General features: G+C 68.2%; 20 protein-coding genes. 7 read left to right on the top strand and 13 right to left on the bottom strand.

All coding sequences use genetic code 11. The annotated features are described in order from the left end of the window. Window positions 1–495: 495 nt before the first annotated feature. From YU1_RS0103150 to meaB, 4 genes are read right to left on the bottom strand one after another with little or no spacing between them, the layout of a single operon-like run. Window positions 496–1,296 carry a TIGR02186 family protein gene (locus YU1_RS0103150; RefSeq protein ID WP_084539627.1) on the bottom strand — a complete coding sequence of 267 codons (801 nt, stop codon included), beginning with the start codon at window positions 1,294–1,296 and terminating at the stop codon, window positions 496–498. Further along, a complete protein-coding gene (locus tag YU1_RS27695) occupies window positions 1,293–2,246 on the bottom strand; it encodes a sulfite exporter TauE/SafE family protein (RefSeq protein WP_035713527.1) in 954 nt (317 codons plus the stop codon). Before YU1_RS27695 ends, YU1_RS0103150 begins: the two co-directional genes overlap by 4 nt. Beyond that, window positions 2,243–2,914: a pyroglutamyl-peptidase I gene (locus YU1_RS27690; protein ID WP_051356409.1), complete on the bottom strand. Its 672-nt coding sequence runs from the start codon at window positions 2,912–2,914 to the stop codon at window positions 2,243–2,245. The genes YU1_RS27695 and YU1_RS27690 overlap by 4 nt, the downstream gene beginning before the upstream one ends. Then, the gene (gene meaB / locus YU1_RS0103135) at window positions 2,914–3,933 is read right to left on the bottom strand and encodes a methylmalonyl Co-A mutase-associated GTPase MeaB (RefSeq protein ID WP_084539626.1); all 1,020 of its coding nucleotides are present in this window, start codon (window positions 3,931–3,933) and stop codon (window positions 2,914–2,916) included. The genes YU1_RS27690 and meaB overlap by 1 nt, the downstream gene beginning before the upstream one ends. 165 nt (window positions 3,934–4,098) lie before the next feature. On the opposite strand from meaB, the gene YU1_RS0103130 reads away from it, so the two are divergent. After that, window positions 4,099–4,299 carry a CsbD family protein gene (locus YU1_RS0103130; protein WP_029002828.1) on the top strand — a complete coding sequence of 67 codons (201 nt, stop codon included), beginning with the start codon at window positions 4,099–4,101 and terminating at the stop codon, window positions 4,297–4,299. A 76-nt stretch (window positions 4,300–4,375) separates the two neighbouring features. Here YU1_RS0103130 and folK read toward each other — a convergent pair whose 3' ends face one another. The 3 genes from folK to YU1_RS0103115 form a co-directional block, all read right to left on the bottom strand. Beyond that, a complete protein-coding gene (gene folK, locus YU1_RS0103125; RefSeq protein WP_029002827.1) occupies window positions 4,376–4,852 on the bottom strand; it encodes a 2-amino-4-hydroxy-6-hydroxymethyldihydropteridine diphosphokinase in 477 nt (158 codons plus the stop codon). After that, window positions 4,849–5,691, bottom strand: a complete 843-nt coding sequence (folP, locus tag YU1_RS0103120; protein WP_029002826.1) for a dihydropteroate synthase — start codon at window positions 5,689–5,691, stop codon at window positions 4,849–4,851. Before folP ends, folK begins: the two co-directional genes overlap by 4 nt. A 93-nt stretch (window positions 5,692–5,784) precedes the next feature. Next, window positions 5,785–6,168, bottom strand: coding sequence for a hypothetical protein (locus YU1_RS0103115; protein ID WP_029002825.1), 384 nt, complete (start codon window positions 6,166–6,168; stop codon window positions 5,785–5,787). Window positions 6,169–6,314: 146 nt separating this feature from the next. Here YU1_RS0103115 and YU1_RS0103110 point away from each other — a divergent pair, with 146 nt between their 5' ends. The 5 genes from YU1_RS0103110 (at window position 6,315) to YU1_RS0103090 (ending at window position 12,579) form a co-directional block, all read left to right on the top strand. After that, a complete protein-coding gene (locus tag YU1_RS0103110) occupies window positions 6,315–7,865 on the top strand; it encodes a helicase HerA-like domain-containing protein (RefSeq protein WP_029002824.1) in 1,551 nt (516 codons plus the stop codon). Between the two features lie 158 nt (window positions 7,866–8,023). Beyond that, window positions 8,024–8,458, top strand: a complete 435-nt coding sequence (locus YU1_RS0103105) for an ANTAR domain-containing protein (RefSeq protein WP_029002823.1) — start codon at window positions 8,024–8,026, stop codon at window positions 8,456–8,458. 177 nt (window positions 8,459–8,635) lie between these two features. Further along, window positions 8,636–10,015: a dipeptidase gene (locus YU1_RS0103100; protein WP_029002822.1), complete on the top strand. Its 1,380-nt coding sequence runs from the start codon at window positions 8,636–8,638 to the stop codon at window positions 10,013–10,015. A gap of 83 nt (window positions 10,016–10,098) precedes the next feature. Then, the gene (locus YU1_RS0103095) at window positions 10,099–11,082 is read left to right on the top strand and encodes a zinc transporter ZntB (protein WP_035713522.1); all 984 of its coding nucleotides are present in this window, start codon (window positions 10,099–10,101) and stop codon (window positions 11,080–11,082) included. A gap of 108 nt (window positions 11,083–11,190) precedes the next feature. Further along, on the top strand, window positions 11,191–12,579 hold the full coding sequence (locus YU1_RS0103090; protein ID WP_029002820.1) for an esterase-like activity of phytase family protein: 1,389 nt from the start codon (window positions 11,191–11,193) through the stop codon (window positions 12,577–12,579). A gap of 136 nt (window positions 12,580–12,715) precedes the next feature. Here YU1_RS0103090 and YU1_RS0103085 read toward each other — a convergent pair whose 3' ends face one another. After that, window positions 12,716–14,344, bottom strand: a complete 1,629-nt coding sequence (locus YU1_RS0103085) for an ArnT family glycosyltransferase (protein WP_051356408.1) — start codon at window positions 14,342–14,344, stop codon at window positions 12,716–12,718. A gap of 347 nt (window positions 14,345–14,691) precedes the next feature. Beyond that, entirely contained in the window at window positions 14,692–15,288 is a 597-nt protein-coding gene (locus YU1_RS0103080; protein WP_029002818.1) for a superoxide dismutase, read from the bottom strand. Window positions 15,289–15,479: 191 nt separating this feature from the next. Here YU1_RS0103080 and YU1_RS0103075 point away from each other — a divergent pair, with 191 nt between their 5' ends. Next, window positions 15,480–16,406, top strand: a complete 927-nt coding sequence (locus YU1_RS0103075) for a hypothetical protein (RefSeq protein ID WP_156921940.1) — start codon at window positions 15,480–15,482, stop codon at window positions 16,404–16,406. 142 nt (window positions 16,407–16,548) lie between these two features. Here YU1_RS0103075 and purU read toward each other — a convergent pair whose 3' ends face one another. The 4 genes from purU to YU1_RS0103055 all read right to left on the bottom strand — a co-directional run bounded on the left by purU (window position 16,549) and on the right by YU1_RS0103055 (window position 21,346). Next, window positions 16,549–17,418, bottom strand: a complete 870-nt coding sequence (gene purU, locus YU1_RS0103070; RefSeq protein WP_029002816.1) for a formyltetrahydrofolate deformylase — start codon at window positions 17,416–17,418, stop codon at window positions 16,549–16,551. 100 nt (window positions 17,419–17,518) lie between these two features. Continuing rightward, the gene (locus tag YU1_RS0103065; RefSeq protein ID WP_029002815.1) at window positions 17,519–18,127 is read right to left on the bottom strand and encodes a sarcosine oxidase subunit gamma; all 609 of its coding nucleotides are present in this window, start codon (window positions 18,125–18,127) and stop codon (window positions 17,519–17,521) included. Continuing rightward, complete coding sequence (locus tag YU1_RS0103060) at window positions 18,120–21,083, bottom strand: sarcosine oxidase subunit alpha family protein (protein ID WP_029002814.1); 2,964 nt, start codon at window positions 21,081–21,083, stop codon at window positions 18,120–18,122. Before YU1_RS0103060 ends, YU1_RS0103065 begins: the two co-directional genes overlap by 8 nt. Further along, on the bottom strand, window positions 21,080–21,346 hold the full coding sequence (locus YU1_RS0103055) for a sarcosine oxidase subunit delta (RefSeq protein ID WP_029002813.1): 267 nt from the start codon (window positions 21,344–21,346) through the stop codon (window positions 21,080–21,082). Before YU1_RS0103055 ends, YU1_RS0103060 begins: the two co-directional genes overlap by 4 nt. Between the last annotated feature and the right edge of the window lie 3 nt (window positions 21,347–21,349).

Below are 21,349 nucleotides of genomic sequence, written 5' to 3'. Positions count from 1 at the left end.
CACGCGCGTACAGTGAATGGGAGGTATGGACGTCGCACGCCCGCTGCCGTGCCTGCGGATCCCCTCCGGAACCGCTGCTTCTATGCCTTGAAAGGGCCGCCGCGCCTACCCTTAACCGCACCGTGAGATGCGCCTTGCGCGGGTGAGCGCATGCTGCTGGCGGACAAGGGTAGCGGGTGTGCGCGCATTTGTCCGGCCGGCCGGAGAGGTCGCTGCGGGTGTCAAGGTGGGGACGGCGTCCCGAAGGACGCCGTCCCACCCCCTACGGGCACCGGTCAGGGCTTGGTACCCGAAGCTCGCACGCAAACTACGATGCGTTCGTTAGCAGATATACCATGCTATACAACCTGCCGATCTCATTCCTGCAAGGAAAATGTTGAGACCTCGCTCATGTCCTGCACAAAGCTTGGACTTGGCTATACAAAAATTGCGTACATCAGGTGTTGTGCGGTTGTGGAGAGGGCCGGGAACCAGGGTGGTCCTGAGCCGGCAAGTTTAATCCCGACGAAACATCAGGTTTGCGACGAAGCCCACGGCGAGGGCGCCGCAGGCGACCGCAAGACCATAGAAAAACCCGCTATTTTCGGCGAAACCGGCAATCTGCGCTTCGAACCCGGCTTTCTCGATAGTGAAGGCCGTGTGCGCCTCCGCGAGCATGGTGCCGTCACGGAACAGTTTCGCCGCCACCTCATAGCGTCCGGTGCGGGCCCGGCCCGGCACCTGGAAGGTGGCGCGGAACGCGGTATCGGAGAGAAACAGCACGCCCTGGGGCTGCTCGCCATAGAGGCCCTCCGCGCCCTTGATGCGCAGGAAGGCAGCGCGGAACGGCTCTTCGGGCACGACGTCGGCGAAGTCGGGGCCGACCTTCTGGATCAGGATGTTGCGGGCAAGGCCGATCTGCTCCCGGCGTAGGATCTCGGGCGCGGCGATGGCATCGACCGGACGGTTCGTTGCCACCGCCAGATAGGAGGGGGTGTCGACGAAGGTGCGGCTTTCCGTATTGATCCATAGACCCAGCACCTGCGATTTGCGCCAGGTGACGGCGGTCTCATGCGGCCCGCGCACGGTGATCGCGACGTCATAAGGACCGGGCGTCGTGCCCTCGGCCACGCCGAACAGCACCAGTTCCGCGCCCGCGAAATTGGAAGTGATCCGCACGTCATGCTGGGACACCGACAGCACCAGACGCTCGGCGGCTGCCGGGCCGCCGGCGAGGCCGAGGAGAAAGCCGATGAAAAGGGCTGCTCCCGACCTTCGCGGCGTGGCGAGGCGCAGCCCGCGCGCCGTTTCGCTCATGGCCGGCCCTCCGGCTGGTGCTGCGTGGCGCGCTGCTCCTGCACGGTCACGGCATAGATGTCCCCCGGCGTGCGCACGAGGTCGTAGCCGACCCGCAGGCCGACACCGAGCACCAGCAGGCCGAGCAGCAGCCGCAGGTGCTCAGCCTTCATGCCCTGTCCCGCACGGGCGCCGAACTGCGCGCCCATGGTTCCGCCCACCATCAGGATGAGCGCGAGCACCGCATCCACCGTGCCGTTCACCGTCGCCTGGAGGACGGTGGCCATGCTCATGGTCACCAGCGTCAGCACGAGCGAGGTGCCGATCGCGGTCTGGGTGGGCACGCGCAGCATGTAGATCAGCGCCGGCACCAGCAGGAAACCGCCGCCGATGCCGAGCAGCGCCCCCAGGAAGCCGATGATGAAGCCGAGCCCGACCACCGGGATCAGCGACACATAGATGCGCGAGCGCCGGAACCGCACCTTCAGCGGCATGCGCAGGAACCAGGCCCGCGTGCCCGGCCGGCGCACCAGGGGCGGCTGTCCCGCCCGCGTCCGCGCGATGGCCCGCAGGCTCTCGCTGAGCATCAGGAGGCCGAGGGTGGAGAGCAGGGTCACGTAGGAGATGCCGATGACGAGATCCACCTGCCCCAGCGCGCGCAGCAGGGTGAAGACGGCGACGCCCGCGACCGTGCCGGCGAGGCCCCCGGTCAGCAGGACGCCGGACAGCGAGATGTCCACCATGCCTTTACGGAAATAGGACAGCGCCCCCGAGAAGGAGGAGGCGGCCATATGGGTGGACACGCTCGCCACCGCCACTGCCGGAGGCACGCCGATGAAGATCAGCAGCGGCGTCATCAGGAAGCCGCCGCCGACGCCGAACATGCCCGAGACGAAGCCCACCGCCGCGCCCAGCGCGAAGAGGGCGAACATGGCGACGGGCAGTTCGGCGATCGGCAGGTAGATCGTCATGGGAGATCGGTTCCCCGCGGGGTGATGCGGCGGCTCTGCTGCATCAATCGCACCAGAAGATTGCCCACGGCTGAGGTGAGGTTCGCCTCGTGCGCTGCCCGGCCGAGGCGCGGCATTGCCGGGATATGCACGAACACCGCCGGGACGGGTGCCGGGTTGGCCTTCAGCGCCCACAGCATGCGGAAGAAGAGCGCGTTGCACAGATAGCGCCCCGCATCCCGCGACAGCGCGGAGGGGACGGGATGCAGCGCCTGCGTCAGCAGCAGGGCGTCGGCGGTCGTGGTGAGCAGTGGCGGGGCGTCCGCCACCAAACGCCTTCCGGGAGGATGGCGGCGGGTGGCATCAGGCGCATCGGCCGCACGGTTCAACGCCCGCGTCTCGACGCACACCCGTGTCCGGCGCCCGGCGACGCCGAGCATCAGGACGGCGTCGGGGCGCACCTCGGCGAGCAGGCGCGGCGCATCGGCGATGGCCTTCCAGGTGGTGGGAAGCACCCGCACGACGATATCCAGATCGGCGAGGGCCGGCCGGGCCAGATGCCCGAGGCGCCGGGCGAGCCGTCCGGACGGATTCGACGGCATGCCGGGGAAAGGCCCGAACCCCGTCACCAGCACCCGGCGCGGCGGATGGCCATACGCGGGACATGGGGGCGGGGCGGGATGGGTCATCACAGCCCGAGCAGGGCCGCGATTTCGTTGGCCGCCAGGGTGGGGGCCAGGGTGCCGTCCGCCACGCGCGCTTCCAGGTCCGGCAGACGGGCCTTGATGGCGGGATCGGTCTTCACCTTCTCCGTCACGGCCTCCTGAAGCAGCGTCCACATCCACCGCACCTGCTGGGCGCGGCGCGTCTGGGCGAAGGCGCCGGCGTTTTCGCAGGCCGCCCTGTGCGCCATCACCTGCGCCCACACCTCGGCGATGCCGGTCTCGGCCAAGGCGGAATAGGTGAGCACCGGCGGCGACCAGAAGGGCAGGCGGGCCCCGAGCAGGTGCAAGGCGGCGCGATATTCCCCCGCCGCGGTGCGGGCACGGCCCATGTTGTCGCCGTCCGCCTTGTTGACGGCGACGATGTCGGCCAGTTCCAGCACGCCCTTCTTGATGCCCTGGAGTTCGTCGCCCGCACCGGGCAGCATCAGCACCAGGAAGGTGTCGGTCAGGTCCGCCACGGCGGTCTCCGACTGGCCGACGCCCACCGTCTCCACCAGCACCACGTCGAAGCCGGCGGCCTCGCACAGCAGCATGGTCTCGCGGGTCTTGGCGGCGGTGCCGCCCAGCGTCCCGCCTGAAGGGGAGGGGCGGATGAAGGCACCCGGGTCCACGGCGAGGCGGGACATGCGGGTCTTGTCGCCCAGGATGGAGCCGCCGGTGCGGGTGGAAGATGGGTCCACCGCCAGCACCGCCACCTTGTGGCCCTGCCCAGTGAGATAGCTGCCGAGCGCATCGATGGTGGTGGACTTGCCCACGCCCGGCACGCCGGTGATGCCGACCCGGAACGCGCCTCCGGTGCGCGGCAGCAGGGACTGAAGCAGCGCCTGCGCCCGGCGGCGATGGTCGGGGCGGCGGGATTCGATCAGCGTGATGGCGCGGGCGAGGGCCGCCCGCTCGCCGCGCGCCACCTGCGCAGCCAGAGCCGCATCGGCCGCGTTCAATGGAACGGGGGCCGGGCCGGCCGGGGCGGGCGGCGAGGTCATGGGCTGATCGTCCATCAAGGGAATCGCACCTGTAGCTGGTTCGCAGGGTGCCTGCATGAGCCAGCGATGCAAACTCCATCGGCCAACCGGCCTTCCTCCGTCAAGGGAACCGCCGGGGAGTCTGGTCCGTTGTCTCCCGGAAATTTCCTGAAAGGAGGGTCCGACATGAACTGGGATCGCATCGAAGGCAATTGGAAGCAGTTCACTGGCAATGTGAAGGCCCAATGGGGCAAGCTGACGGACGACGATCTTGCCGAGATCAAGGGCAACCGCGAGGTTCTCGAAGGCAAGCTCCAGGAGCGCTACGGCATCGCCAAGGACGAGGTGAAGCGCCAGGTCGATACCTGGAGCAAGGATCTGCACTGACCCGTCGTCGCCAGAGTAAGACGATATCGGCCCCGCGCTTGGCGCGGGGCTTTTCTTTGGGCTCCGCCCTCCGGCTTCAGACCGGCTCGATGCCGCTGCGATCGAGTCGGGCCAGCGCCGCACGCGCCGGGACGCCGCCGATGACGATGTCTGGCGCGATGTCCAGCAGCGGCACCAGCGCGAAGGCGCGTTCCATCAGCCGCGGATGAGGCAGTTCCAGGTCCGGCTCCTGCACCACCTCCTCGCCGAAGGTGAGCAGGTCGATGTCCATGGTGCGTGGGCCGAAGCGTTCCTCGCGGCTCCGGTCACGCCCGAGCTGGCGCTCCACGTCGAGGGCGAGGGTGAGCAGCGCCCGGGCGGACGGAGCGCCGTCCACCGCGATCACCTGGTTGAGATAGGGCGGCTGCGGCACCGACCCCCAGGGCGGGGTGCGATAGAGCGGCGACTGGGCGGCGATGGCGAGCCCGCCCGCCTCCAGGCGTCGGCGGGCCTCTCCGAGCGCGTCGGCCACGTTGCCCACATTGCCGCCGAGGCAGAGATAGGCCCGCGTCATCCCGCCCTGCGGATGGCTTCGGTGACCCGCGCGGCCTGCACATGGGCGGCGACGTCGTGCACGCGGATGATCTCCACCCCGGCCATCATGCCGATGACGTTGGAGGCGATGGTGCCGGGCAGCCGCTCCTCCGGCGTGGTCTCGATGACCTTGCCGATCATGGACTTGCGCGAGGTACCGAGCAGCAGCGGCAGGCCGAGTACGCGCAACTCCCCGAGACGGGCGACGCAGGCGAGGTTCTGCTCGAACGTCTTGCCGAAGCCGACGCCGGGATCGAGCACGATGCGGCTCCCGGGAATGCCGGCCTTCGCCGCCTGTTCCAACGCGCGTTCGAAGAAGGCGATCATGTCGGCGAGGACGTCGATGGTCGGATCTATCGCCTCGCGATTGTGCATGAGCACCGCGGCCGCCGCACTATCGGCCACCACCGCCGCCATGTCCGGATCGCGGGCGAAGCCCCAGATGTCGTTGATGATGGCCGCACCGGCTCGGAGCGCACGGCGGGCGACCTCCGCCTTGTAGGTATCCACCGAGATCGCGACCCCCAGCTCCGCGCTGAGCCCGTCCAGCACGGGGGCGATGCGCGCCCATTCCTCGTCCACGGAGATAACCGTATGGCCGGGGCGGGTGCTCTCGCCGCCAATGTCCAGGATGTCCGCCCCTTCCGCCACCAGCCGCCGGGCGGTGGCGCGCGCTGTTTCCGGGGCCGCACTGACGCCGCCGTCGGAGAACGAATCCGGCGTCACGTTGAGGATGCCCATGATGAGGGTGCGGTCGCCCAGGGGCAGAAGCCGACCGCGTGCATCGAGAACGCGGGCGGCCGGTGGGGTGATGCTCAAAGGGCCGGCTCCGTCATGGCAAAAGTGGCTGGCGCAGGCGATCGATGCCGCCCTTGCCGGCAAAGTGCAAGGGCTCCGGCCACCTTCCCGACTTCACAAGGCGTGGCGCAGGCCGGGGATGCCGGTGACGATCTCCTCCACCGCGCTGTCGCCGGCGCGCTCGCGGGCAAAGAGGACCACCTCGCGCACGGTGAGCTGCACCTGTGTCATGTCGAGCCCGTTGGCCATCAGCCGGTCGGCCACACCCATGAGGCGGGTGATGCCGCCGAAATGCCGCGTGCCTTCGGCATCCGGTGCCGCCACCTCGGCGGCGCTGTCGAGCATCGCCCTTGCGTCGGGTAGGGCCGAGAACAACTGCTCCAGAGCCGCGGGCGGCGCCTCGTGGTCGAGGAAGGCGAGCAGGATGGCGATGGAGGTGCGCGCCTGTGGTTCGCTCAGGCCCACGCGGGCCATGAGGCGGGCAATGAGTTCGTCCATGACAGCCCCTCTGACAGCCTCTTTGCCTCCCCCAAGGCGCCCGCATGGTGGCGGCACTCGCGGCGCCGGGCAAGCGTGGAGGGCACTTGCCCGCGATCGGGTGATCGGTCCAAGTGTAGGGGAGAAACAGCCAGGAGGGGGCGGTCATGACGCCGGATCAGGCAGGGACGGTGTTCGTCGGACGCAGCCCGGAGGCGGCCAAGGACGAGCGACTGGCGCTGCGCCTCGCCAACCGGCACGGCCTGGTCACCGGCGCCACCGGCACCGGCAAGACGGTGACGCTCCAAGTGCTGGCCGAAGGCTTCTCCCGTGCCGGCGTTCCGGTGTTCGCCTCCGATGTGAAGGGCGATCTAGCCGGGATCGCCATGCGTGGCGAGCCCAGGGATTTCCTGGTCAAGCGGGCCGAGGAGGTGGGCATCGCCTATGCGCCGGACAGCTTCCCGGTGGTGTTCTGGGACCTGTTCGGGGAGAAGGGCCATCCCATCCGCGCCACGGTCTCGGAGATGGGACCGCTGCTGCTGTCGCGGCTGATGGATCTCAACGAGGTGCAGGAGGGGGTGATGAACATCGCCTTCCGCCTCGCCGACGAGCAGGGCCTGCTGCTGCTCGACCTGAAGGACCTGCGGGCGATGCTCAGCTTCGTTGCGGAGCAGGCCAAGACCCTGACGCAGGACTACGGCAACGTCTCGGCCGCGACCGTGGGTGCCATCCAGCGCCAGTTGCTGGTGCTCGAGAACCAGGGGGGCGACGCCTTCTTCGGCGAACCGGCGCTGGCCATGGCCGACCTGATGCGGGTGGACCGCTCCGGCTACGGCACCATTTCGATTCTCGCGTCCGACAAGCTGATGGCCAGCCCGCGCCTCTACGCCACCTTCCTGCTGTGGTTGCTGTCGGAGCTGTTCGAGCAACTGCCGGAGGTGGGCGACCTGGACAAGCCCAAGCTGGTCTTCTTCTTCGACGAGGCGCACCTGCTGTTCGATGCCGCCCCCAAGGTGCTGCTGGAAAAGGTGGAACAGGTGGTCCGCCTGATCCGCTCCAAGGGCGTGGGGGTCTATTTCGTGACCCAGAATCCGCTCGACGTGCCGGATCGCGTGCTGGCCCAGCTCGGCAATCGCGTCCAGCACGCACTGCGCGCGTTCACGCCGCGCGACCAGAAGGCGGTGCGCGCGGCCGCCGAGACCTTCCGGCCGAACCCGAAGCTCGATACCGCGCGGGTCATCAGCGAGATGGGGAAGGGGGAGGCGCTGGTCTCGCTGCTGGAAGGATCGGGCACGCCGTCCATGGTGGAGCGCACGCTGATCGCGCCCCCGGCATCCCGCGTCGGCGCGATCACCGATGCGGAGCGCAAGGGCGTCCTGGCCCAAAGCCCGGTGCGCGGCATCTACGACCAGGTGCTGGACCGGCAATCCGCCTTCGAGATGCTGCGGCAGAAAGCAGCGGCACCAGAGGCGCCGTCCCGAGAGGCGACCCCTTCGGGACCATGGGGGCAGGCCCCGCGCCAGACGCCCGCACCAACGCCGGACGAAGCCCCGCCGGAGCGGTCGAGAAGCGTGCCGCGCGTTCCCCGCACAGGCTCCACGCGTATGACGACGACCGAGGTGGTGGTGCGCCAGGTGGCCCGCTCGCTGGCCTCGCAGGTCGGCACGCAACTCGGAAAAGCCATATTACGAGGTATCCTGGGCGGCAGAAGCCGTTAAGGAGGTCGGGGGCGATTTGATCCTTAGCGGGTTGATTGGCCGAACAACCCCCGGTATGATTTTCCGCGAGTCGGACGTGATTGCGGGGTTGCGTTCGGCTGGAGCTGCTCATCTCAGCGCCGGCCGCCGTGTCGGCGTGTTCCTCTTAGGAGCGCCCCATGAAGGTGTTGCCCACTGCCCGCATTCTCATCATCGACAGCAGCCCGGAGCGGCGCGAGACCACACGCGTGGGCTTGAGCGCGCTCGGCGTCGGCTCGGTCACTGAATTGTCTCTCGTCAGCGAATTGGAGCTGGGCGCGCGCGGCTATGACGTTCTCGTCATGCAGGCCGACGATGCGGAGAATGTTCCGGAAAACCCGTTCCGCGAAGCGTCCGACCCGATTCCCGCCGTGCTGGTGGTGGATGGGCCGTCGCATCTCCTGGCGCGGGTGGCGAGCCGGGCTGGCTATGACGCCGCCGTCGGCATGCCGCTGCTGCCGCGCCTGCTCTATCGCCGCATCGGTTCCGTGCTCCAGCGCGCGCGCCGCCTTGCCAAGCCTGCGGTCGCCACGCGGGCATCGGACGCCGCCCAGCCGGCCGCCGCGATCAACTGATTGCTTGCATTCCACCCCGCGTGCCGTGAGGACGCGGGGTGTTTCATTTGATGTCGCCGTTCGTTCCGGCCGCAGTGCGGCCGGCCGTTTCACTGCCTTGCCAGCGCGTCCGCCGCGGCCCAGCATGCGCCGCGAGTCGCCGAGGGGCGGCGTCGGGCCGGATGCGAGGAGAGCGGAATGGCGGGCTTGGATGACGTTTTGGGTGCGGTCGATGCGGGGCTCAATGCCAGCTTGGCGCGCCTCTCCGACTTCCTGCGCATTCCCAGCATCTCCACCGACCCGGCCTATGCCGCCGAGTGCCGCCGCGCGGCGGCATTCGCCGCCGCGACCCTGACCGACCTTGGGCTGACCGCCGCCGTGCGCGACACCACTGGCCATCCGGTAGTGGTGGGCCGCACCGATACCGGCGCCCCCCGGCGCGTGCTGTTCTACGGCCATTACGACGTGCAGCCCGTCGACCCCCTGGAGCTCTGGGAGACCCCGCCGTTCGAGCCGCGCATCGCCAGCGGGGCGGACGGCAAGACGCGGATCTATGCCCGCGGTGCCTGCGACGACAAGGGACAGGTGTTCACCTTCCTGGAGGCGCTGCGTGCGCTCAAGGGCGTCACCGGCAAGCTGCCGGTGGATGTCACCATTCTGCTGGAAGGGGAGGAGGAGTGCGGCTCGCCGAGCCTGCCCGCCTTCCTCGCCGCCAATGCCGGCGAGCTGGGCGCCGACCTCGCCCTGGTCTGCGATACGGGCATGTGGGACGCGGATACGCCGGCCATCACCACCTCGCTGCGCGGCATCCTGCATACCGAGCTCACCGTCACCGGCGCCGACCGCGACCTGCACTCCGGCCTGTTCGGCGGCGCGGCGCGCAACCCCATCCATGTGCTGGCGCGCATCCTGGCGGCGGTACATGACGACACGGGGCACATCACCATTCCCGGCTTCTACGACGATGTGCGCGAGATGCCGCAGGACGTGCGCGACGCCTGGAACCGCCTCGGCCTGACGGCGGAAGCGTTCCTCACTCCGGTGGGCCTGTCGGTCTCCGCCGGAGAGGCCGACCGCTCGCTGATCGAACAGATCCAGTCGCGCCCGACCTTCGAGGTCAACGGCATCTATGGCGGCTATACCGGGCAGGGCAGCAAGACCATCATCCCGTCATCCGCCACCGCCAAGGTCTCCATCCGCCTCGTGGCCGACCAGGACCCGGCGAAGATCGCGGCGGCTTTCCAGGCGTTCGTGAAGGCCCGCCTGCCCGCCGACTGCAAGGTGACGTTCGGCAAGAGCGAGGGCAGCCGCGCGGTGCTGGTGCCGCCGGACAGTCCGGATCTGGCCAAGGCGGAGGCCGCGCTGGCGGCGGAATGGGGCAAGACCCCGGTGGCCATCGGCTCGGGCGGCTCCATCCCCATCGTCGGGCAGTTCAAGAACGTGCTGGGCATGGACACGCTGCTCATCGGCTTCGGGCTGGATGACGACCGGGTGCACTCGCCGAACGAGAAATACGACCTCACCTGCTTCCACAAGGGGACGCGGAGCTGGGTACGCATCCTGTCCGCCCTGGCCTGAGGCCGCAGGCGGTTTCCCTTACGGCCTTCTTCCAACTGTAACGCTTCCATGTCACTGAGGGAGGTGGTGCGGGAGAGCTGGGCGTGAAGCCACTGAGTTCAGACGGGTTGCTGGATGCTTGGCTGTTTGACGGCAAGGGCGGCGCACGCCGCCTGCCGGCCGACGAGGCCCGGACCCATCGTGCCGAGGAGGGTGGCTTCGTCTGGCTGCATTTTCGCCGGCTGCCGAACCTGACCGACACGTGGCTGCACACAAGCAGCGGCATCGATCCGCATATCGTCGAACAGTTGATGGACACCCATTCCCGGCCGCGCTGCCAGGTCCTGGACGAGGGGGCGCTGCTCATCCTGCGAGCGGTGAACCTCCAGCCGAACTCGCTGCCGGAGGAGATGACGTCGCTGACCCTGTGGGTGGATGCCGAGCGGATCATCTCCGTGCAGTATCAGCCGATCTCCGCGCTGGCGGACTATATCGACGCCATGGGCCGTCGCCGGATGGCGCGGACCCAGGGCGAGATGGTCGCCGATCTCGCCACCCGGCTGGTGGAGCGGCTCGATCTCGTGGTCGCCATGCTCATCGACGAAGCCGACGATCTGGAGGACGATGCCCAACGCATGCCGGCGGGGGACGTGCTGCCCCGTGTCCTTGTGCTGCGGCGGGTGGCGATGAAGCTGCGGCGGCACATCGCCCCGCAGCGCGAGGCGCTCAACCATTTCTCCATGGAAGACGACCCGTGGATCGGCCCAAAGGACCGCAATCGCCTGCGCGACGCGGCCGACCGGGTTTCCCGCTTCTCCGAGGAACTGGACACGGTGCGCGAGCGCTCGATCCTCATCCGCGAGCAGATCGTCGATCGGCGGGCGGAACAGATGAACCAGTCCATGCTGGTGCTGGCGGCTGTGACCGTGGTGTTCGCGCCCCTCACGCTCATTTCCGGCATGCTGGGCATGAACGTCGGGGGAATTCCGGGCAATACCGACCCCGCCGCCTTCTGGGTGATTTCGGTGCTGTTCGTGCTGTTGGGGACCGGCCTGGTGCGCCTGTTCAAGCACCTGAAGTGGTTCTGAAGGCCGTCGCGCGGGATGGTAACGCTGCGTCACGGGACTGTCGTGAGGCTGTCGCCCCGATGACATGCAAAGCCGCAAGAAACGCCTGCCAACAGGAGGCGTCTTGCCATGCGGAAACTCTCTTTTTATTGCGCCGTGCTCTTAGCCGGCACCGTGTTTTCCACCCTCGCCGCGCGTGCCGAGGAAGCGGCACCGGCCTATAGCGCCGTGCTCGAGGGGCAGGTGGTTCTCCCGGCCGCGACCTTCGTGCAGCCGCCGGCGGATGCGCCGGCCGACCTGAAGGTCTCCGCCAAGTTCACCAGCGCCGACCGCACGCGCAACGACAAGGTCGGCTCGGAGGCCGGCGTGAGCGTGCTGTCCGCGAAGGAGGCCCCGCGCACCACGGGCATCTCGCTGCCGTTCGACGGGCAGGCCGTGCAGGGCTTCTCCGGCATCGTCAAGGACAGCGATGGCACCTTCCTGGTCATCACCGACAACGGCTTCGGCTCCAAGGCCAATTCGCCGGATGCCATGCTGATGATCCATCGATTGGCCATGGATTTTAAAGCCGGCACCATCGAGCGGCGCGAGACCGTCTTCCTGAGCGATCCGGACAAGAAGGTGCCGTTCCCCATCACGATGGAAGGCACCCCCAGGCGCTACCTCACCGGCTCGGACTTCGACATCGAGTCCGTTCAGAAGGTGGGCGACAGCCTGTGGTTCGGCGACGAGTTCGGCCCCTTCCTGCTCGAGACTGATCTCGCCGGCAAGGTGAAGGGCGTCTACCAGACCAAGGCCGACGGCAAGCTCGTTCGTTCCCCCGACCATCCGGCCGTGTCCACGCCCGCCAACCCGTCCCGCAAGGTGGCATTCGAGGCCGCCCGCTCCAAGGGCTTCGAGGGCATGGCCCTGTCTCCGGACAAGACCAAGCTCTATGCGCTCCTGGAAGGGCCGCTGCTCGACCCCGCGAGCGGAGAGAAGGAGAAGGTGGACGGCGTCGAGGTGCTGCGCATCCTCGAATTCGATCTGGCCAAGAAGGACTGGACCGGGCGCTCGTGGAAATATCCGCTCGCGCAGGCCGGCAATGCCATCGGCGACTTCAACATGGTTGATGCCACCACCGGCCTCATCATCGAGCGCGACGATCTGGAAGGCAGCCGCACCCAGGCCTGCGCCGAGGGCAAGGTGGCGCCGGACTGCTTCGACCGCCCCGCCAAGCTGAAGCGTGTCTATAAGGTGGAGTTCACCCCCGAGACCGCCGGCCAGCTGGTGCGCAAGATCGGCTATATCGACCTGCTCGCCATCAAGGATCCCAACGGCAAGGCCAAGCAGGGGAGCAAGGACGGCGTGCTGGACTTCCCCTTCTTCACCATCGAGGACGTGGTGATGGTGGACCCGACGCATATCGTGGTCGGCAACGACAACAACCTGCCTTACTCCGCCGGCCGCTCGCCGCAGAAGTCGGACGACAATGAGTTCGTCCTGCTGGACGTGGGAGAGTTCCTGAAGGCCAAGTGATCGGCAAGCGGGGCTTGCGGGCGAAGGCGGCACGGACCGCCTTCGCCATCCCGGACACGAAAGAGCCGGACGGCATGCCGTCCGGCTCTTTTGATTCAGGTGTCCTGCGCGTCAGGTCTCCGGGGGGCCCCGAGGGTCATTTCCCGCTGGCGAAGACGCTGGGGAAGTGGCGCCCGCGCACGTCGTAGACCTTCGCGTAGGTCACGCCCTCACGCTCCACCTTGCCGATGACCGGAGCCTGCACGTCGGCGCAATAGAACTCGCCCAGCATCAGGGCGAAGTCCGCGCCTCTGGTCTCATAGGTGGTCTCGAAGCGCGGACCCAGTTCCTCGGCCGCCGCATTGTGCGGGCCGCACACCGCCACACGGTATTTGCGCCCCTGGGGCAGGGACATGCGGTGGGCGTCCACATATTCATCCAGCTCCGCCGCAGCCTGCTTGAACGCAAGGCCCCAGTAATCGAGCATGAAGTTCGCATCCGCGCCGCGCACGCCGCCGACCAGATGGTTGTAGTAGGTGTACTGGTAGGGGTGGAGCGTGGCGAATTCCTTCACCGGCAGCGCAAAGCCAACAAGCAGGAGCGCCGCGACCGCGCCGCGCGCCGCCAGCGGGGCGCGGGAGACGCGGGTGACGAGCCACGCCACCGCCGCACCGCCCAGCAGGGCGAGGGCAGGGGTCACGAACACGAAATGCCGGATGCCGTTGTACATCACCGGACGCATGATGACGGTGATGAGGATCGGGACCGCCGCAGCGGCCAGCACGAGGACGAAGCGGGCCCGCCGAGCCGGAGCATCCTGGCCGAACAGGGCGAACACCACAGCTCCCGCCGCGCCGGCGACGGAGAAGGTGAGGAACAGCTCCGGCATCTGGATGGCGAACAGCACCGGCACATAGGTCCGCGGCATGTCAGGCACCAGCACCGGGCGGCCATCGAACATTTCGCGCCACGGGACTTCCCAGAAGTGCGAATAATATTCCAGCGCCCGCACCGGGTTGAGCGGCTCGACCACCGCCCATGGCCACACGGCGCCGAGCACGAAATAGGCCAGCGGCAAGCCGAGGGCGAGCAGGATGGCGAAGCGGGCCAGGCGGCCGGCGGCGAGGCGCAGCCCCGTGCGCCGGGTTTCCGTGGCCAGCAGGAAGGCGGCCGCGGCGAGGCAGTAGACGCCCGCCAGCACACCCAGCACGCGCGTGCCGATGGTCAGGCCGAGGCACAGGCCGAACCACGCCACCGTCCGGGGCGAGGGGGAGGGGTATTCGTCGAAGGCGCGCACAAGGCAGTAGAGCAGCGCGGCCATGGCCACGGCGAAGGGGGCATCCTTCGCGTTCATGAACATGTGGCCGTAATAGAGGGGGCAGATGGCCAGCAGCGCCATGGCGGCGAACCCGCCCGTGGGGCCGGAGAGACGGCGTCCGGTGCGCCAGACGATGGCGAGGCCGGCGATGCCGAACAGCGCGCCCAGCAGGCGGCGGACGTTGAACACGTCCACCGGGAGCAGCTTGGCGATGCCCGCGGCGAGCATGTCGAAGCCGCCGCCATAATAATACAGATTGACGAAGGAAAATACGCGCTGGTCGGTGAAGTCCGAGCCGTAATACTTCAGCAGCAGGTTGCCGTACTGCGAGTGGGTGAAGTCGTCCCAGCCCAGCCCGTAGTCCTTGAACGTCAGCACCGAGACCGCGCCGACAGCGGCGAGGAAGAGGAGGGCGACGGTATCGATCGGCGTATGGACAGGCGAACGATTAGGAGCAGCGGTGCGCATGGAGACGGAATCCAACTCGAACGAGACGCATGAGCCCGGATAAACGTGTCCGCCACGCGGCACCGAAAGGCCGCCTGTCGTTCACATGAACGTGAGCAAAGATTGATTCCATGTGCGCTTACGGGGATGCAAGAAAATTATGCATTGCGGTGCAATGATAACGCATCTTTGCTATCTCCAGGCGCAATTAGCATATTTGCGCCTCCTGCTTGTGCGGGGCTTGCGCTAAAGATTAGGCACCGGGCCGTCCCGGCACGCCCAAGCAAGGTGCTCTTCAAATTGGCACGAAAAAGGGCCGGAACAGGGAAAACTGCTCCGACCCCCAGAATAATTGCTAGCGATTGAGATCAGCCAGCTTTGCTGTACAGCTCCGCCACATACTCCCAGTTCACCAGGTGTTCGACGAACGCCTTGAGGTAGTCGGGGCGGCGGTTGCGATAGTCGATATAATAAGAGTGTTCCCACACGTCGACGCCGAGAATGGGCGTGGCGCCGTGCACCAGCGGATTCTCGCCATTCGGGGTCTTGGTTACCACGAGCTTGCCGTCCTTGACCGCAAGCCAGGCCCAGCCCGACCCGAACTGGCCGACGCCGGCGGCGACGAACTCTTCCTTGAACTTGTCGAGGGAGCCGAAATCCTCAACCAGCTTCTTCTCCAGCTCGCCCGGGATGGCGCCGCCACCGTTGGGCTTCAGCCAATGCCAAAAGTGCAGGTGGTTGTAGTGCTGACCGGCATTGTTGAAGAGGGGGGCATTCTTTCCGAACGAGCCCTTAACGATCTCCTCCAGGGATTTTCCTTCGAATTCGGTTCCCTTTAGGAGATTGTTGCCATTATTGACGTAAGCGAGATGATGCTTGTCGTGATGGTACTCAAGGGTCTCACGCGACATATAGGGCGCGAGGGCATCGTAAGAATAAGGCAGGTCGGGCAGCGTGAACGACATCTGGGGTCTCCGCGTTCGATCCGGCTGGGGCGTATGGTGGCGCGCGGCTCTGAGGGTCGCCGGCCAGCCCCAACTTCGCCCTAGATAGGGCGGGACAGGGGGGCGGACAACTTCATTTGTTCGATTTCCCGGGTTATGCGGCAATAAAGTTCCCGGCTTCGGGCCGTGGAGCGGGGGCGTGGAGTGCGGATATGTGGCGTTTTCTCGTTGCTGTGGGTGGTTTCACACTGGTCGCCGGGCTTTTAGCCATTGCGTCCGGCAGCGTCATTTTCGTCACGACGTCCGGTAACGCATTAATTTCCGCAGGCGCCATCGGCTTTACCGGCGGTGTGCTGATTGCGGCCGCAGGCTTGGTGCTGCGCGAACTGGAACGGATGCGCGATCTCCTGGAGGCGGGCGCCAGCCCCTCCCGGCCGGTGGCGCGGGCAGCGGCGTCGGCCGCCGGGGATGCGGCCATTCTCGCCGTCACGGAAGCGGTAGTGGCCGAGCCGGCCGTCAGTCCGCGCGAGCCTGCCGCTGCCGCCCATGAGCCGGCTGCGTCCCAGCCGGTGGCTCCCGAACCTGCGGCCGCCGCGCCCGAGCCGACCGCCCCGCGCCCGCGGGGCCTGTCCTTTGCCGACCGCCTGCGCCCGCCGCCGGCATCTGCGCCGGAGCCCAAAACCGGCGAGGAACCGCCGGTTGCCGAACGTCGCGGCCGCATCCTCGGCCGGCCTGGCGATGCCGAGCCCATCCCCGCCGCCCCGCGGCCCCGGTCTCTGCTCGATCGCGTCGCGCTAAGCCGCCCGGCGGAAAGGCCTGCGCCCGAGCGGATCGTTCCGGAGCGCCCGGCGCCCGAGCCGAGCCCGGTAACGCCGCCCGCGCCCGAGCCGGAAGCGGCGGAAGCCCCGGCGGAGGTACCGCCGCAGCCGGAACGGGCTGCCCAGCGCCCCTTCGGTGCGCCGCCCGCGCGTCCCGTGCCCGAGCCCGTGGTGCTGAAATCCGGCATCGTCGGCGGAATGCCCTATACGCTCTATTCCGACGGGTCGATCCACGCGGAACTGCCCGATGGCGTGGTGCGCTTCGTCTCATTGCAGGACTTGCGCGACCATATCTCGCGCTCCCAAACGCCGCTGCTATGAGCCCCGCCGGGTGGGCCCTCTGTCCCAACCGGATGCGTCTTCGCCCCGCGCTCTCTCTCTCTGGTGTCGACATGCAAACGCCCGCTCCGGCTGATCGGCCGGAGCGGGCGTTTGCATGTCGGTGGCGGGTCTTCGGCGCTGCTCAGTCGCGGAAGACCACCGTCTTCTTGCCGTTCAGCACCACACGGTCCTGCAGGTGCCACGCCAGAGCCCGCGCCAGCACCCGGCGCTCGATGTCGCGGCCCTTGCGCACCAGATCGTCCGGGCTGTCCTGGTGGCTGATGCGTTCCACGTCCTGCTCGATGATCGGGCCTTCATCCAGGTCCGACGTCACATAATGGGCGGTGGCCCCGATCAGCTTCACGCCGCGCACATGCGCTTGATGATAGGGCTTGGCGCCCTTGAAGCCCGGCAGGAAGGAATGGTGGATGTTGATGCACCGTCCGGACAGCTTGGCCGACAGTCCATCCGACAGGACCTGCATGTAGCGCGCCAGCACGGCCACCTCCGCGCCGGAGCTTTGGAAGATGCGCCACACCTGCGCCTCCTGCTCCATCTTGCTGTCCTTGGTCACCGGCAGGTGATGAAAGGGGATGCCGTCGAAATCCAGATGGGCATAGGTCTCCGGCGCGTGGTTGGAGATGATGCCGGCGATCTCCATGGGAATTTCGCCGATGCGCCAGCGATAAAGCAGGTCCGCGAGGCAGTGGTCGAACTTGGAGACCAGCAGCAGCACGCGCCGCTTCTCCGCCCGGTCGCGGAGCGTCCAGTTCAGCTTGAAGGCTTCGGCCACGTCGGCGAACGCCGCGCGGATCTCGGCTTCGCCGGCGGAGCCATCCACCACGTGGAACACCACGCGCATGAAGAAGCGGCCGCTTTCCGTGTCGTCGAACTGCTGCGCCTCCAGGATGTTGCAGCCCTTCTCGAACAGGAAGGTAGAGACGGCAGCCACGATGCCCGGGCGGTCGGGGCAGGAGAGGGTCAGGATGAATTGCGGGGTCGGCTGGGTCATGGGGACGATCCTGGCAGGAAGGCCGGCCGCGGCGCCGGAGAGAGGCGGCGCCGCGCCGGCGGGATGAGGATGGGAGGAAGCAGCGCGCGCCGCGCTGCCATCAACCTCGTCCCGTGCCCTCCAGGAAGATGCCGTATTCGGCGGCGGCCGCCGTCAGGGCTCGCAGAAAGGCCGCCGCGAACGAGCGGGCGACCGCGATGCGATAGGTCGGCGCGGCATCGGTCTGCCACAGCGTGAGACCGACAAAGGCCATGGAGGTGGTGGCCGCATCGCCGGGCGTGAAGGCGATGGGGTCGAGATCGACCGTGATGCCTTTGGCCAGGGCCTGCCGCACGCTGGGGCCGGACAGCTCGAACACCAGCAAGGCGTCGCTCTGCTCGGTGACCGCGGCCTGATCGCCTGCCGTCGCCGCGAGGCGGTCGGTCAGCGTGTCGGCCGCGGCGCCATCCTCCAGCACCAGCCAGCGTCCGGGGCCGGTGCCGATGGCGGTGAGGCCGTCCTTGAAGCACGCCTTCGGACCCGGCGGCAGGGCGAGGCCCAGTTGCGCGGCGAGCATATCCTCCGGGCGTCCCGCGCGGCGGGCCACCAGGGTTGCGGCGGCGGTGTCGGCGAGGAGGCGGGCGGTGACGCCCGCCGGCCCGTCGATGCGGCCGTGGCGCCCGGCGGGCACCAGGCGGGTGAGGGGGAGATGTTCCATAAGCTCAGACACGCAGCCGCTCCCCCTTCGGGTCGACGAAAGCCGGATCACACACTTCCACTTCCACGTCCTCTCCGCGCACCGGGTCATAGGCGCGCACCCGTTGTCCCCACCGCTCGGGCCCGTGCTTGATGAACCCGAGGCCGATCCAGGTACCGAGCGCCGGCGAGAAGGCGGTCGAGCTCATGTAGCCCTCGTCATTCTCCAGCGTGCCCTCGGCCCCGATGGCGATGAAATGCGCCCCGGCCCGCAGGCGCTTCGATGGATCGACAGGGCGGAAGCCTGCCAGGATGGGCCGGTCGGGCTCGATGAGCCCGGCGCGGCCGGCCATGACGCGACCAACGAAGTCCTTCTTGGTGGAGGCCATGCGCCCGAGGCCGAGGTCGCGGGCCGTGGTCTGTCCGTTCAGCTCATTGCCGGAGACGTGGCCCTTTTCGATGCGCATGACACCCAGCGCCTCGGTGCCGTAGGGCGTGATGCCGAAGGGCGCGCCGGCGGCCATGAGGGCGCGGGTCAGCGCCTCGCCATGCCGCGCCGGTACGGCGATCTCGTAGCCGAGCTCGCCGGCGAAGGAGAGGCGGAAGATGCGTGCCTTGGTGCCGCCCATCACCGTGCCCTGGGCGACGCCCATATAGGGCAGCGCTTCGTTGGAGACATCGAGCGGGGCATCCACCACCTTGGCCAGCACGTCGCGCGACTTCGGCCCGGAGATGGAGATCTGCGCCCACTGCTCGCTGACCGAGGCCAGTTGCACGTCCAGCTCCGGCCACAGTACCTGGAGGCAGAATTCCAGGTGCTGGAACACCTTCGCCGCGTTCGCGGTGGTGGTGGTCATGATGAAGTGCTCGGGGGCGAGGCGCGCCGTCGTGCCGTCGTCCATCACCATGCCATCCTCGCGCAGCATGACGCCGTAGCGCGCCTTGCCCACCGCCAGGGTGGAGAACGTGTTGATGTAGACGCGGTCCAGGAATGCGGCCGCATCCGGCCCCTGCACGTCGATTTTGCCGAAGGTGGAGACGTCGATAAGGCCGACGGAGGAGCGCGTCGCCTTCACCTCGCGCATCACGCTCTCCAGCCAGTCCTTTTCGCCGGGCTGCGGGAAATACTGCGCGCGGAGCCACTGTCCCGCTTCCACGAACACCGCGCCGCGCTCCTCGGCCCATTGATGGGTCGGGGTGGGGCGGGTGGGGCGGAAGTCCTTGCCCCGGTGGTGGCCGGCGATGGCGCCGATGGCCACCGGGCTGTAGGGCGGGCGGAACAGGGTGGTGCCGGTGGCGCCGATGCCCTGGCCGGTCAGTTCCGCCATGATGGCGAGGCCGGCCATGTTGGAGTTCTTGCCCTGGTCCGTGGCCATGCCGAGCGTGGTGTAGCGCTTCAGCAATTCCACCGAGCGGTAGCCCTCGCGATGGGCGAGCGCCACGTCCTTGGCCGTGACGTCGTTCTGGAAGTCCACGAAGGCGAGGCCGCGCGTGCCCTTCACCTGCCAGAAGGCCGAGATGCCGGACGGCGTGTCCTCGGCTCGCGGAGCCGCCATGGGTGCGGCGGCAAAGCCGGCTGCGGTGGCAGCGGAGGCGCCCAGTTGCGCACCATGGCGCAAGGTCTCGCCGAGCGCGAAGCGGCCGGCTGCGGCGCCCGCCACGGCGAGGCCTGCGGGTGGTGTGCCGGGCAGGAAGGCGGCGAGGCTCTCGTCATAGGTCGGCCGGCTGCCGAAATGGCTGGTGAGGTGCAGGTTCGGCGTCGTGCCGCCGGAGATGGCGAGCACTTCCGCCGCAATCGTCTCCTCGCGTCCGCCGGAGCGCACGATGACCGAGGACAGGATCTTGCCGGAGGTTGCGACCACCTCGCCGCCCAGGATGAGCCGGATGCCGAGCGCCTTGGCCCGCGCCTGCAGCGGCGCGGCCACCTCGCGGCGCACGTCGATGATGGCGGCGAGCCGGACGCCGGCCTCCGCGGCATCGAGCGCGGCGCTCCAAGCATAGTCGTTATTGGCGAACAGCACCGCCATGTTGCCCGCCGCCACGCCATAGCGCACCGCATAGGTGCGCAGGGCCTGGGCCGACATCACGCCGGGCCGGTCGTTGCCGCCGAACACGATAGGGCGGTCGAAGGCGCCGGCCGCGAGCACGGCCTGCTTGGCGACGATCTTCCACATGCGCTGGCGTGGCATAAAGGAGGCCGGCACCGCCACATGGTCGGACACCCGCTCCAGCGCGCCATAGGTGCCGCTGTCGTAAACGCCGAAGACCGTGGTGCGCGTCATGATGCGCACGTTGGGCAGGCTCGCCAGCTCGGCTTCCGCCTTGGCGACGAAGCTGGCGGCGGGCGCGCCGTCGATGGGGTGCTGCTCGCTGAGCAGCCGGCCGCCGAGGGCGAAGTCCTCATCCGCCAGGATCACCCGCGCGCCGGAGCGGGCGGCGGAGAGCGCCGCCGTCAGGCCGGCCGCGCCGGCACCGATCACCAGCACGTCGCAGAAGGTGTGGGCCTTCTCATAGGTGTCCGGGTCGTTCTCCTCCGCCGCCCGGCCGAGGCCCGCGGCGCGGCGGATCACCGGCTCGTAGAGCTTCTCCCAGAAGGCGGCCGGCCACATGAAGGTCTTGTAGTAGAAGCCCGCGCTCAGGAAGGGCGAGAGCGCGCCGTTGACCGACAGCAGGTCGAAGGCGAGCGAGGGCCAGCGGTTCTGGCTCTGCGCACTGAGGCCGTCGAACAGCTCCACAGTGGTGGCGCGCGTGTTCGGCTCGCGCCGGGCGCCGGTGCGCAGCTCGACGAGGGCGTTCGGCTCTTCCGAGCCGGCCGAGAAGACGCCGCGCGGACGGTGATACTTGAACGAGCGGCCCATGAGCCGCACGCCGTTGGCGAGCAAAGCCGAGGCCAGCGTGTCGCCGGCGAAGCCCTGGTAGCTGTTGCCGTCGAAGCTGAAGGAGACGGGCCGGGAGCGGTCGATGCGACCGCCGGAAGGAAGGCGGCTCATGGCGTCACCTCCCGGGCCAGTTCTGCGCCGGCGATGGCGTGGGTGCGGGTGTCGCGCGCGACCACCACCCAGGAGCGGCAGCCGGAGCCGTGGTACCACAATTCCTTGTGGGCGCCGGCCGGGTTGTCACGCAGGTAGACATAGTCGTGGAAGGCGTCTTCCGCGCCGGGCGCGGCGGGATCGGGGCGCTTGACCGTGGCATCGCCGAGATAGGCGAATTCATGGGCGTCGCGGAGCCCGCAATAGGGACAGGGAATGCGCATGTG

The organism is Azorhizobium doebereinerae UFLA1-100 (assembly GCF_000473085.1).
In the GTDB taxonomy this organism is placed as follows: domain Bacteria; phylum Pseudomonadota; class Alphaproteobacteria; order Rhizobiales; family Xanthobacteraceae; genus Azorhizobium; species Azorhizobium doebereinerae.
Note: the sequence above shows the minus strand (reverse complement) of the source record. Positions and strands in the feature narration are given on the sequence as shown.